Annotated in this window: 9 protein-coding genes and 1 pseudogene; 2 read left to right on the plus strand and 8 right to left on the minus strand. The window is 64.5% G+C overall.

Annotation, left to right across the window (positions count from 1 at the left end; translation table 11 throughout):
* Positions 1–40 precede the first annotated feature (40 nt).
* From LU688_RS01640 to LU688_RS01670, 7 genes are all read right to left on the minus strand, one after another.
* A complete protein-coding gene (locus LU688_RS01640; protein ID WP_177410838.1) occupies positions 41–217 on the minus strand; it encodes a hypothetical protein in 177 nt (58 codons plus the stop codon).
* Positions 214–1,326, minus strand: coding sequence for a PepSY-associated TM helix domain-containing protein (locus tag LU688_RS01645; protein WP_160291026.1), 1,113 nt, complete (start codon positions 1,324–1,326; stop codon positions 214–216). The genes LU688_RS01640 and LU688_RS01645 overlap by 4 nt, the downstream gene beginning before the upstream one ends.
* Before the next feature lie 75 nt (positions 1,327–1,401).
* On the minus strand, positions 1,402–3,837 hold the full coding sequence (locus LU688_RS01650; RefSeq protein ID WP_232888115.1) for a TonB-dependent siderophore receptor: 2,436 nt from the start codon (positions 3,835–3,837) through the stop codon (positions 1,402–1,404).
* A gap of 148 nt (positions 3,838–3,985) precedes the next feature.
* Positions 3,986–4,930 carry a FecR domain-containing protein gene (locus tag LU688_RS01655; RefSeq protein WP_094011538.1) on the minus strand — a complete coding sequence of 315 codons (945 nt, stop codon included), beginning with the start codon at positions 4,928–4,930 and terminating at the stop codon, positions 3,986–3,988.
* On the minus strand, positions 4,927–5,445 hold the full coding sequence (locus tag LU688_RS01660; protein WP_038707220.1) for an RNA polymerase sigma factor: 519 nt from the start codon (positions 5,443–5,445) through the stop codon (positions 4,927–4,929). The genes LU688_RS01655 and LU688_RS01660 overlap by 4 nt, the downstream gene beginning before the upstream one ends.
* 123 nt (positions 5,446–5,568) lie before the next feature.
* Complete coding sequence (locus tag LU688_RS01665) at positions 5,569–6,279, minus strand: 3'-5' exonuclease (protein ID WP_094011537.1); 711 nt, start codon at positions 6,277–6,279, stop codon at positions 5,569–5,571.
* Positions 6,276–8,213, minus strand: coding sequence for a putative nucleotidyltransferase substrate binding domain-containing protein (locus LU688_RS01670; protein WP_094011536.1), 1,938 nt, complete (start codon positions 8,211–8,213; stop codon positions 6,276–6,278). The genes LU688_RS01665 and LU688_RS01670 overlap by 4 nt, the downstream gene beginning before the upstream one ends.
* A gap of 205 nt (positions 8,214–8,418) precedes the next feature.
* On the opposite strand from LU688_RS01670, the pseudogene LU688_RS01675 reads away from it, so the two are divergent.
* Positions 8,419–8,869: pseudogene (locus tag LU688_RS01675) on the plus strand (response regulator).
* 116 nt (positions 8,870–8,985) lie between these two features.
* Here LU688_RS01675 and LU688_RS01680 read toward each other — a convergent pair.
* Positions 8,986–11,163, minus strand: coding sequence for a malate synthase G (locus tag LU688_RS01680; protein WP_160291028.1), 2,178 nt, complete (start codon positions 11,161–11,163; stop codon positions 8,986–8,988).
* Between the two features lie 461 nt (positions 11,164–11,624).
* Between LU688_RS01680 and LU688_RS01685 the strand changes: the two genes are divergently transcribed.
* A complete protein-coding gene (locus LU688_RS01685; protein ID WP_023630882.1) occupies positions 11,625–12,143 on the plus strand; it encodes a glycine cleavage system transcriptional repressor in 519 nt (172 codons plus the stop codon).
* The last annotated feature ends 17 nt before the right edge of the window (positions 12,144–12,160 follow it).

Genomic DNA, 12,160 nt, shown 5'->3' on the forward strand with positions numbered 1-12,160 from the left:
CCACGCTACTGGGCCCTTGCGGGCGGCCTGTGGTATCCGGCTATCGACCGCACAGGCTGCGCACGCCGAGCACGGCGGGGACGCCCAGACCCAGCCAGGCGAGCGCGTCCCAGGGCCCATCACCCAGCAGGGCGGCGAACAGCCCGGCGGCGGCCAGCAAGCCGATGAGCAGGGGCCAGGCGAAAATCCGCAGGGTTGGCTGTGACTTGTGGCTCATGCACGTGCCTCCCTGGCTTTGCGTTGCTTGCCCCACCACAGGTACAGACCACTGCCGAGCACGACGATGGTCAGCACGTCCAGCACCGCCCACAGAATCTGCATGGGGCGGCCACCGTAGTCACCGAAATGCAGGGGCTGGGACAGGCCCATGGCGTCCATGTACCAGGGCCGGGCGCCGACCGCGGTCACTTCCAGGGTGCGGGCGTCGATGAGTACCGGGGTAAACAGGTGGGATGTCAGGTGCGTGGCACCGTTCATGAATACCGCGTAATGGTGTTCGCTGGAGAAGCGCGTGCCGGGGAAGGCGATGAAGTCCGGACGCATGCCTGGCGCGGCCTGTTCGGCGATCTTCAGCAACTGCGTGGCCGGGGCGCGTTCGGTGAGCGGCGGGGAATCGCGGTAGGGGGCGACCATGGCCGCCAGGCTGTCATTGCGCCAGGCGGCGATCACCAGGTCGGACAGGGCGCTGATTACCCCGGTGACGCCGACCACCAGGGCCCAGGTCAGGGTCACCACGCCGATCAGGTTGTGCAGGTCGAGCCAGCGCAGGCGCCGGGATTTGTCGTGGCGCACCGTGGCGAACTCCAGGCGGCGCATGAACGGCGCGTACAGCACCGTGCCGGAGATGATCGCGATGATGAACAGCAGGCCCATGCAGGCCAGCCACAATTTGCCGGGCAGCCCGGCGAACATGTCCACGTGCAGACGCAGCATCAGCATCATGAAACCGCCGTTGGCTGCCGGCATGGCCACGGCCTCGCCGGTGCGCGCATCGAGCATGAAGGTGTGCGATTGGTCCGGGTGGGTGCCGGCGGTGGCGGCCATGATCGCCACCACGCCGTTGGGTTCGTCCTCTTCGTAGCCGAAGTACTGCATGACTTCGCCAGGGCGGTGTTGCTCGGCCTTGAGCACAAGTTGCTGCAGGTCTAGATGCGGGGTGCCGGCGGGCATCTCGCGCAGTTCGGGGGCATCGCCCAGCAGGTGTTCCAGCTCGTGGTGGAAGATCAGCGGCAGGCCGGTCAGGGCCAGCAGCAGTAGGAACAGCGTGCACACCAGGCTGCTCCAGGTGTGGATCGCTGACCAGCGGCGGATGGTTTGGCTTTTCATCACGGCTCCTTACACCATCGCGGGGCAAGCCCGCTCCCACGATCTGCGGGAGTAGGCTTGACCCGCGATGGCCACTCAGAACTTGTAGTTGACGCTGGCCATTACGTTGCGCTCGTCGCCGTAGTAGCAGTAGTAGCCATCGCAGGTCGACAGGTAGTCCTTGTTGAACAGGTTCTTGGCATCCACGGCAACCGTCACGCCCTTGAAGGTACCGTTCAGGCGGCCCAGGTCGTAGTGCACCGAGGCGTCGTACACGGTATACGAGCCGACGTGGCCCCAGTCGGTGTTTGTGGTGTTGCCATAGGTGTCACCTACATAGCGCACACCCACCCCGACGCCGAAGCCGTCCAGCGGGCCGCTGTGCCAGGTGTAGTCGGCCCACGCGGTAGCCTGGTTGCGTGGCACCTGGGCCATGCGCTTGCCTTTCTCCTCAGTGGTGCCCTTGACGATCTCGCTATCGTTGTAGGTGTAGGAGCCCACCAACTTGAGGTTTTCGGTTACATCGGACGTGGCCTCCAGCTCCAGGCCCTTGACCCGGACTTCACCCACCTGGCGGGTGACGTTGGCCTCGGTGACCGACATGTTCTCCTGGGTCAGGTCGAATACCGCAGCGGTGAACAGGCTCTTGCTGCCTGGCGGCTGGTACTTGATACCTAGCTCATACTGTTTGCCTTCGGTGGGCTTGAAGGCATCGGTGCTGTTGACCGAGGAGCCTGACGCAGGTTCAAAGGACTCGGCATAGGAGATATAGGGGGTCATGCCGTTGTCGAAAACGTAGCTCAGCGCCGCATTGCCGCTGAACTTCTTGTCACGCTGGGTATTGGTGGCATCGCTCATGTTGTGGAACGTGGTACCGGTGTGCACCCAGTCTTCGCGGCCACCCAGTGTCAGGCGCCAGTTGTCCAGGGCCATCTGGTCTTGAAGGTAGAGGCCGGTCTGCTGCGTTTTCTGGGTGTAGTCGTACATGTCGAAGTACTGGACGTTCGAGAAGTCCTGGCCGTACACCGGGTTGTGGATGTTGCTCGGCGGCACGCCGGCCGAGCCCCAGCGCCAGTGGGCATTGCTGCTGGAACGCTGGTGATCGAGCCCAAGCAGCAGGGTGTGGCTGACCACGCCGGTCTGGAAATCGGCCTGGAAGTTGTTGTCCACGGCGAACTGGCTGATGTCCTCCTCGACAATACCGGCGGTGCGTTGCACGGTGCCATCGGGGCTGACGGCTTCATCCGGGCCTTTGGGCCAGATCGAACCGCCAGCGGTGATCCCTTTGAAGTCCAGTTCGTTGCGCACGTAGCGCAGGTTCTGGCGGAACTGCCACATGTCGTTCAGTCGGGTCTCGAACGCATAGCCCAGGTGGTAGTAGGTACGGTCGTAGGATTCCCAGTCGGGATCGCCCAGGTTCTTGTGGTGGGAAATCTTGCCTGCCGGGCTGGCCAGCTTGGTGCCCTGCAACGGCAGGAACTGGCCGGTGATGCCGGTATCGTCGCGGGTATACTGGCTGAGGAAGGTCAGCTTGGTATCGTCGTTGATGTTCCAGGTCAGGCTGGGAGCGATGTTGTAGCGTTTGTCCGGAATATGATCGACTGGTGCGCCGCTGTCGCGCACGGTGCCGCTGACACGGTAAAGAAACTGGCCGGCATCGTCGACCTTGCCGGTGCTGTCGAAGTTGATCTGCTTATGGTTGTTGCTACCCACCTGGGCTTCCACTTTATGGCTGCTTTCCAGCTGGGGCCGACGGCTGGTCATGTCCAGCAGGCCACCAGGCGGGGTCTGGCCATAGACGGACGAAGCAGGGCCGCGCAGTACGGCAATACGCTCCAGATTCCAGGTCTCGATCTTGGGGGTGGCGTAGTTGCCCTGAGGCAGTGGCAGGCCGTCGAGGAACTGGGTGGGCACGAAGCCACGCACCAGCAGCCAGTCATTGCGCGAGTCTGCGCCGTATCCGCTGCTCTGCACGCCTGCGGTGTAGCGCAAGGCGTCATTCAGGTTGAGGACCGGGCGGTCTTCCATCTGCTGGCGAGTGATCACGCTAACTGAGCGTGGCAACTCCGCGATGGCAGTATCTGTCTTAGTGCCCGCCGCAGTGCGGGTCGCGGTGTAGCCCTCTACCACGCCCCAGGCGCTTTCAAAGCTGCTGTTGGCGTCGATGTTTGTCTCCGGCAGTGCCAGCGTGCCCTCGCTTGCCGTTACCAGGCTATAGCTGCCGGCGCTGCTCTGCTGCAGTTGCAAGCCCGTACCACGTAGCGCGGCTTGTAGAGCGCCGACGGCGTCGAACTGGCCGCTTACCGGTGCCGAATTGCGCCCACTGACCAGCGCCGGATCCAGCGCCAGGGCGATACCGGCCTGGCTGGCGATCTGGTTCAGGGTGCTGGCCAGCGGTGCGCTGGGCAGGTTGTAGGCACGCATGGCGGACTGTTCGGCGGCGAACAGGGCGGTGCTGGCCAACGGGGTGGCCAGGCCGATGGCCAGGGCCATCAGGCTGGGGCGAAGCAAAGCATCAACGGCACGGGACATTCAGCGGCTCCTCGACGAAATAGTGCTGACTGCTTCCTTGCCGAGCGAGAGTGGAAAAGTGACAGGGGGGTGTGAAAAAAAATACGACTGATTTGCAAAACCCTTTGGGAGGCGGCAAGCCGGCTGCCAAAGGGCGGTCTGGCTGGGGCTATTTGGCGGTAACGGTGACCCACCACGGCGTATGCCGTTCGATCTTCACCGGCAGCACCGGTTGCAGCGAGGCCAGGGCCAGGTCGGTGTCGGTCAGCGGGAAACTGCCGCTCACGCGCAGCTCGGCCACTGCGTCGCTGACGCCCAGGTGGCCGCTGCGGTACTGGCCGAGGGTGGCCACCAGGTCGGCCAGGCGCACGTTGTCCACCACCAGCATGCCGCGGGTCCAGGCGTCGCTGCCGACCGCCACGGGGCTGACACTGCCCAGGCCGTCGGCGCTCATCAGGACTTGCTGGCCTTCGCGCAGCACCTGCTCGTCGCCGCTGTGCTGGGGTTTGGCGGCTACCGATGCCTGCAGCACCTCCAGGCGTGTGCCGGCCTTCTCGCGCTTGACCAGGAAGCGGGTGCCCAGCGGGCGTAGGCGACCTTCCTCGGTGCGCACCAGCAACGGGCGGCTGTCCTTGTGGCCGGTTTCCACCGAGATCTCGCCCTGGTGCAGGACGATCAGCCGTTGTTCGCCCTGGAAGTCGATGTCCACCGCGGTCTGGCTGTTGAGGCTGAGCAGGGTTCCGTCTTCCAGGCGCAGGGTACGCAACTCGCCGGTGCTGGTGCTTTGGTCGGCCAGCCAGTAGGTGGGCGACAGTGACGGTGCGCCAGCCCAGGCCAGCAGACCGCCGAGTAGCAGCATGCCGGCCAGGCCGCCCAGGCGCTGGCGCAACCCGGCCCGGGATTGCAGCAGGGCGTGGCGTACCGGTCCGGCGGCAGCGTTGACGCGCTGGTCGAGCATGCCCAGTTGCAGCCAGGCGCGGGCGTGCTCCTCGTGGGCGGCGTGCCAGCGCGTGAACTCGCTGCGTTCGTCCGGGGTACCGCTACCTTCGTCGAGGCACAGCTTCCAGGCGATGGCCGCTTCCAGCACCTTGCTGGAAACCGGGGCATGCCTCATGTCGGCTCACCGTAAAGAGCGACATAGCACTGGCGCAGGCCTTGGGCGATGTACTGGCGCACGCGCGAGACCGACACCCCGAGGCGCTCGGCGATCTCGGCGTGCCCCAGGCCGTCCAGGCGGTTGTACAGGAAGGCTGCCCGGGCCTTGCTCGACAGCTTGCCCAGCAAGCGATCGATGGCCTTGAGGTCTTCGAGGATCAGGTGTTGCTGTTCCGGTGACGGGTGCTCGGCTTCGGGCAGCAGCGCCAGTTCCGCGAGGTAGGCCTGCTCGAGGGCGGCACGACGGAAGTGGTCGAACAACAGGCCCTTGGCCACGGCGACCAGAAAGGCGCGCGGTTCGCGAGGGGCGTCCAAACGCTCGCGGCCGAGCAGGCGCACGAAGGTGTCCTGGCTCAGGTCCTCGGCACGCTGGCGGCAGGCGGTGCTGCGCTGCAGCCAAGCCAGCAGCCAGGTGCGATGGTCGCGGTACAGCGCTCCGACCAGTTCGGCATGTGGACTGTGCGCAGACGTCAAGAAGCGTTCCCCGGGAAAGAATGCGTTAACTAACGATAATTATTCGCGATTGTGGCAGAGGCAGGGGGAGGGCGCAATTGACGCTTATCGGATTGCCAGCATGTCAGGGGAGCGCGATAAAAGTCAGAGGCCGTGGTGCTGCGCCTTGCGTCGTCGCCACTGGCGCACCCGCTGCTCCAGCTGCAGCGGGCTGTCCAGTTGCTGGCGGCGCGCCTGGCTGAACAGGATCAACGCGAGTTCCGCGGTCACCTGGGCATCGGCGCTGGCATGGTGGCGGGCCTGGACTTCGAGACCGAAACGGGCGATCCAGTCGTCCAGCCCGGCCTCGCGCAGCACGGTGTCGGGGTTGAGCATCGGCGCCAGCTCCGCCACGTCGAGAAACGGATGCTGCAGGCGCAGACCCAGGCTGTCCTTCAACGCCCGGGCCAGCATGCGCTGGTCGAACGGGGCATGGAACGCCAGTACCGGACTGTCGCCAATGAACGTCATCAGGTCGAGCAGGGCTTCGACCGGTTCGCAGCCGGCGGCCAGGGCGCTGGGGCCCAGGCCGTGGATCAGCACGCTGGCGTTGGTCTTCTGTTCGGGGCGGCGCAGGGTCCGTTCGAACGGCCGGCCGAGGTCGATGGCACCGTCCTCGATGGCCACCGCGCCGATCGACAGCACCTGGTCGCGATTGAGATTCAGGCCGCTGGTCTCCAGGTCCAGCACCACCCAGCGCTGTTCGCGCAGGGAGCACACGCCCAGGGGAGCAGGGCCGGGCAACGCGTCCAGGCGCCGCTGCAGCGCCGCATCGAGTTCGGGTGCTGTGGGGCGCAACCAGGCGAACAGGTTCACAACTGGTACCGCAGGGCCAGGCTGCTCTGCAGGCGCTGGGCCTGGCGCAGGGACTCGCGCAGGATGCGCCGATCCAGGTGGTTGAGGCTGTCGGGGTCGAGCCGGTTGGAGTAAGGCATGTTCTCGCGGCTCTGGCGCTGGTGCTGCTGCATGCGGGTCTGCTGGATGAAGTGGTAGGCCTCTTCATAGGCGGCGCCGTCGAGCGGGTCGATTACCCCCTGAGTAATCAGCTGACGCAGCCGTTCGAGGGTGTTGCAGGCCGTTATGCCATGGGCTAGGGCCAGCAGCCGAGCGCCATCGACGAACGGGGTCAGGCCTTGCACCTTGAGGTCGAGGGTGGCGGCCTTGTCGTCACCCTGGCGGGTCAGCACGAACTCGCGCAGGCGCCCGACCGGCGGACGCTGGCGCAGGGCGTTGTCGGCCAGCATGCGCTGGAAGATGCGGTTGTCCGCGACCTGCTCCAGCAGGCCCTGGCGCAGTTGCTCGCAGCCTTGCTCGTCGCCCCAGACCACGCGCAGGTCGAAATAGATGCTCGAGCGCAGCAGGTTCTCGGGGCTGGCTTCGCGTACGAAGCCGGCGAAGCGCCGCGCCCACTCGCCACGCGACAGGCACAGCTCGGGGTTGCCGGCCATCACGTTGCCCTTGCACAGGGTGAAGCCGCACTGGGCCAGGTTGTGGTTGATATGCTGGGCCAACGGCAGCAAGCGTGCGCGGATCGCCTCGGCTTCGGCGCCGTCACGGGCCTCGAAAAGAATGCCGTTGTCCTGGTCGGTGTGCAGGGTCTGCTCGCGGCGGCCCTCGCTGCCGAAGCACAACCAGCTGAACGGCACGCCGGGGTCGCCGCGCTCGGCGATGGCCAGTTCGATCACCCGGCATACAGTGTGGTCGTTGAGCAGGGTGATGATCTGGGTAATCTGCGTCGAGGACGCGCCGTGGGCGAGCATGCGTTCGACCAACTGGCCGATTTCGCCGCGCAGTGACACCAGGCTGTCCAGCCGCGGTGCATGGCGGATGGTGCGGGCCAGGTGTACCAGGTCGACGCGTTGCAGAGAGAACAGGTCGCGCTCGGAAATCACCCCGCACAGGCGCTGGTTGTCAACCAGGCAGACGTGGGCGATGTGGCGTTCGGTCATCGCCATGGCGGCGTCGAACGCACTGGCCTGTGGGCTCAGGTAGAACGGTTTGGCGGTCATGTAGCGCTCGATGGGCGCGGTCAGTTCGGCGCTGGCGTCGGCCACCACCTGGCGCAGGTCGCGCAGAGTGAAGATGCCGATGGGGTGGCGCTGCTCATCGATGATCACGATGCTGCCGACCTGTTGCTCGTGCATCAGGCGCACGGCTTCGCGCAGTGCCAGGTCTGGCGTGCACACCACCGGGTGGCGCAGCGCCAGTTCGCCCAGCGGTGTGTTAAGCGAGTACTGCGTGCCCAGGGTTTCCACGGCGCGCTGGCGCACTTGCTGGTTGACCTGGTCGAGCAGGCTGCTGACGCCGCGCAGGGCGAAGTCGCGGAACACCTCGGACATGGAAAACACACGAATGAACGCGGCCTTGTCCAGTTGCAGGCAGAAGGTGTCTTCGCCGGCCAGGTGCTCGGTGCGGGTGGCCCGCTCGCCGAGCAAAGCCGCCAGCGGGAAGCATTCACCGCTGGTGATCTCGAAGGTGGTCTCGGTGCCTGGCCTGGTGACATGGTGACGTTCGCCGACCACGCGCCCCTGCTTGACGATATAGAAGTGCTCGACCGGGCCCTCTGCCGGCGTGATGATGCTTTCTCCGCCCGCGTAGAAGCGCAGCTGGCACTGTTCCACCAGGTAGGCCAGGTGGCTGTGTTCCATCTGGTTGAACGGCGGGAAACGCTGCAGGAACTGCAGGGTGCCCTGGATGTTTTGCAGTACCGCTGTCCTGCCGGCCTGGGTATAGGCGTCCTTTTTGCTCATGAAGCTGACCGTATCGCTACGCCGAACTATATATATCTATCTATAGGGGTCGGCTTTGTTGTTCTCGGCCCCCATGGTCGGCTGGCCGTACTGTGGTGCCCATTGGACGTAAGTCTAGAGCGAGGCTGTCAAGGATCCGACGAAAGGCGAACCGGGCTATGTAAATTTCGCGGTCCTAAGCTGTGAACGAGATTTTTTTGACGAGATGGGCCATGGCCGAGCATGAAGACATACTGAGTGACGCCGAGCGCGAGGCACTGGCCGGGGTGAGTGCGCCTGTCGCGGCTCGTCCCGTGGTACTGGTGGTGGACGACAATCCGGTGAACAGCGAGGCGCTGAGCCTGTACCTGAAGAGCCGAGGCATCGCCTGCATGACGGCAGACGGTGTGCAGGAAGCGATGTTGAAGCTGCATTACGAACCACGGATCGCGCTGATGATCACCGACCTGCGCATGGAGCCGAAGGATGGCCTGGAGCTGATTCGCCAGGTTCGCGAGTCCGAGCGGGCGGCGCTGTCGATCATCGTGGTGTCGGGCGACACCGATGTGAAGGAGGCGGTGGACGTGATGCACCTGGGGGTGGTGGATTTTCTGCTCAAGCCGGTGGACCTGGGCAAGTTGCTGGAGCTGGTGCGCAAAGAACTGAGAATGGATTAATCGTACTGGGTCTGCTTCGCAGCCCAATCGCCGGCAAGCCGGCTCCCACAAGGATAGTGCTGACCTGTGGGAGCCGGCTTGCCAGCGATTGGGCCGCAAAGCGGCCCCTTGATGATCTACAGCCCGTTGCGCGCCTTGAACTCGCGGCGACGACGGTGCAGGACTGGCTCGGTGTAGCCGTTCGGTTGCTTGGCACCCTCGATCACCAGCTCGATCGCCGCCTGGAACGCGATGTTGTCATCGAAGTTCGGCGCCATCGGGCAGTACAGGGCGTCACCGGCGTTCTGCTTGTCCACCACCGCGGCCATGCGCTTGAGGCTTTCCAGCACCTGCTCCTGGGTGACTACGCCATGGCGCAGCCAGTTGGCCAGCAGCTGGGCCGAAATCCGCAGGGTGGCACGGTCTTCCATCAGGCCGACATCGTTGATGTCCGGCACTTTCGAACAGCCCACGCCCTGGTCGATCCAGCGCACCACGTAGCCGAGGATGCCCTGGGCGTTGTTGTCCAGCTCGTTGCGGATCTCTTCGGCCGACCAGTTGGTGTTGGCCGCCAGCGGGATGGTGAGGATATCGTCGACCGAAGCTGGGGTGCGCGAAGCCAGCTCGCGCTGACGGGCCTGCACATCGACCTTGTGATAGTGCAGGGCGTGCAGGGTGGCGGCGGTCGGCGACGGTACCCAGGCGGTGTTGGCGCCGGCCAGCGGGTGGGCGATCTTCTGCTCGAGCATGGCGGCCATCAGGTCGGGCATGGCCCACATGCCCTTGCCGATCTGCGCGCGGCCCTGAAGTCCGGTGGCAAGGCCGACATCGACGTTGTTGTTTTCGTAGGCGCCGATCCACTTCTCGTTCTTCATGGCGCCCTTGCGCACCACGGCGCCGGCTTCCATGGAGGTGTGGATCTCGTCACCGGTGCGGTCGAGGAAGCCGGTGTTGATGAACACCACGCGCTCGGCCGCGGCCTTGATGCAGGCCTTGAGGTTGACCGTGGTACGGCGCTCCTCGTCCATGATGCCGACCTTGACGGTGTTGCGTTTCATCCCGAGCAGATCTTCGACGCGGCTGAAGATCTCGGCGGCGAACGCCACCTCTTCAGGGCCATGCATCTTCGGCTTGACGATGTAGACGCTGCCGGTTCGGGTGTTCTTGCGGCTAGTGTTGCCGTTGAGGTTGTGCAGGGCGATCAGGTTGGTGAACAGGCCGTCCTGGATGCCTTCGGGGATTTCGTTGCCCTGGGCGTCGAGGATCGCCGGGTTGGTCATCAGGTGCCCGACGTTGCGCACGAACAGCAGCGAGCGGCCGTGCAGGGTCACGCTGCCGCCATTGGGCGCGGCGTATTCGCGATCCGGGTTCATGGTGCGGGTGAAGGTCTTGCCGCCTTTGCTCACGCTTTCAGCCAGGTCGCCTTTCATCAGGCCCAGCCAGTTGCGGTAGACGATCACTTTGTCGTCGGCGTCGACGGCGGCGACCGAGTCTTCGCAGTCCATGATGGTGGTCAGTGCCGATTCCATCAGGATGTCTTTCAGTCCGGCGGCGTCGGTGCTGCCGACAGGGGTGCTGGCGTCGACCTGGATCTCGAAGTGCAGGCCGTTGTGCTTGAGCAGCACCGCGGTCGGCGCAGCGGCATCGCCGTGGAAACCGATCAGCTGGGCATCGTCACGCAGCCCGCTGTTGCTGCCGCCTTTGAGCGCGACTACCAGCTTGCCGCCTTCGATGCGGTAGGCGGTGGAGTCGACATGGGAGCCGGCGGCCAGTGGCGCGGCCTGGTCGAGGAAGGCGCGGCCGAAAGCGATCACCTTGTCGCCACGGACCTTGTTGTAGCCCTGGCCTTTTTCAGCGCCGCCTTCCTCGCTGATGGCATCGGTGCCGTACAGCGCGTCATACAGCGAGCCCCAACGGGCGTTGGCGGCGTTCAGGGCGAAGCGGGCGTTCATCACCGGCACCACCAGCTGCGGGCCGGCCATGACCGCGATCTCTTCATCGACGTTCTGGGTGGTGGCCTGGAAGTCCTCGACGGCTGGCAGCAGGTAGCCGATTTCCTCGAGGAACGCCTTGTAGGCCACGGCGTCGTGGGCCTGGCCTTTGCGGGCCTGGTGCCAGGCGTCGATCCTGGCTTGCAGCTCGTCGCGCTTGGCGAGCAGGGCTTTGTTCTTCGGAGCGAGGTCTTTAATGATCTCTGCCGCCCCGGCCCAGAACGCATCGGCCTTGATGCCGGTTCCAGGGATCGCTTCGTCGTTGACGAAGTCGTACAGGGCCTTGGCGACCTGAAGGCCACCGACTTGAACGTATCCAGTCATTGCTTGCCTCACCTCTGCTCAGCTATTTCGCTTTCGCTCTTCTGTATTAAGCCTGTAGCGCTTCTCTAAACACGGCACCAGTGCATGCCCGCGTGATCCGGGGCGGCTGGGTGCGGCTCGCCGAACGGGCCGGCGGGCGGTTGGCGTATTTTCACAGGCGCCTTGGCAGACATCGAAACGACGTTTTTGTAGTCCGCGCCGATGCATACTACATGAAGCAGCAGGCAGGTAAACATCAGACTAAAAGCGTCGCTCTGCGACCGATTGGTCGCATGGGGTCACGCTGGGAGATGACATGTTCGCAAAAAACAGGTGGATTGTTCCAGATAAATCTTGGAACAGTACACGATGAGTTGTCTTGACTGTCCTGCGGCAGGTTGCCGCGCCTTGCCTATACTGATTTGATCCCCGTATCGCCCCCATCTGCGGCGGCGCTTGCAGAGCAATGAAGGAGTGGCCCCGTGGACCATCTTGTACTGACCGTGATTGCGCCTGACAAGGCCGGGCAGGTAGAACGTATCGCCCAGTGCATCGCCGATCACAACGGCAACTGGCTGGAAAGCCGCATGTCACGCATGGCCGGCCAGTTCGCCGGGATCTTGCGAGTGGCGGTACCGGCGGAGAACTACGCCGAACTGGTCGAGTCGTTGCAGAAACTGGGCGACCACGGCATTCGCGTATTGATCGCCGAAAGCGGCATAGAGCCGTCCTGCACCTGGAAACCGATCGCGATGGAGCTGGTGGGCAACGACAGGCCCGGCATCGTTCGCGACATTACCCGCTTGCTGGCAGAGCTTGGGGTGAACGTGGAGCGTCTCAGCACCGAGGTGCGCCCGGCGCCGATGAGCAGCGAGCCGTTGTTCCAGGCCGATGCGCTACTGGCGCTGCCGTTGACCCTGTCGCTGGATGATTTGCAGGCAAGGTTGGAGAGCCTGGCGGATGATCTGATGGTGGAGTTGAAGTTACGGTCGGAGGATTGATAGCCATAGCGGGCAAT

Origin of the sequence: Pseudomonas soli (assembly GCF_021283165.2) — a bacterium.
Taxonomy (GTDB): Bacteria; Pseudomonadota; Gammaproteobacteria; order Pseudomonadales; family Pseudomonadaceae; genus Aquipseudomonas; species Aquipseudomonas soli.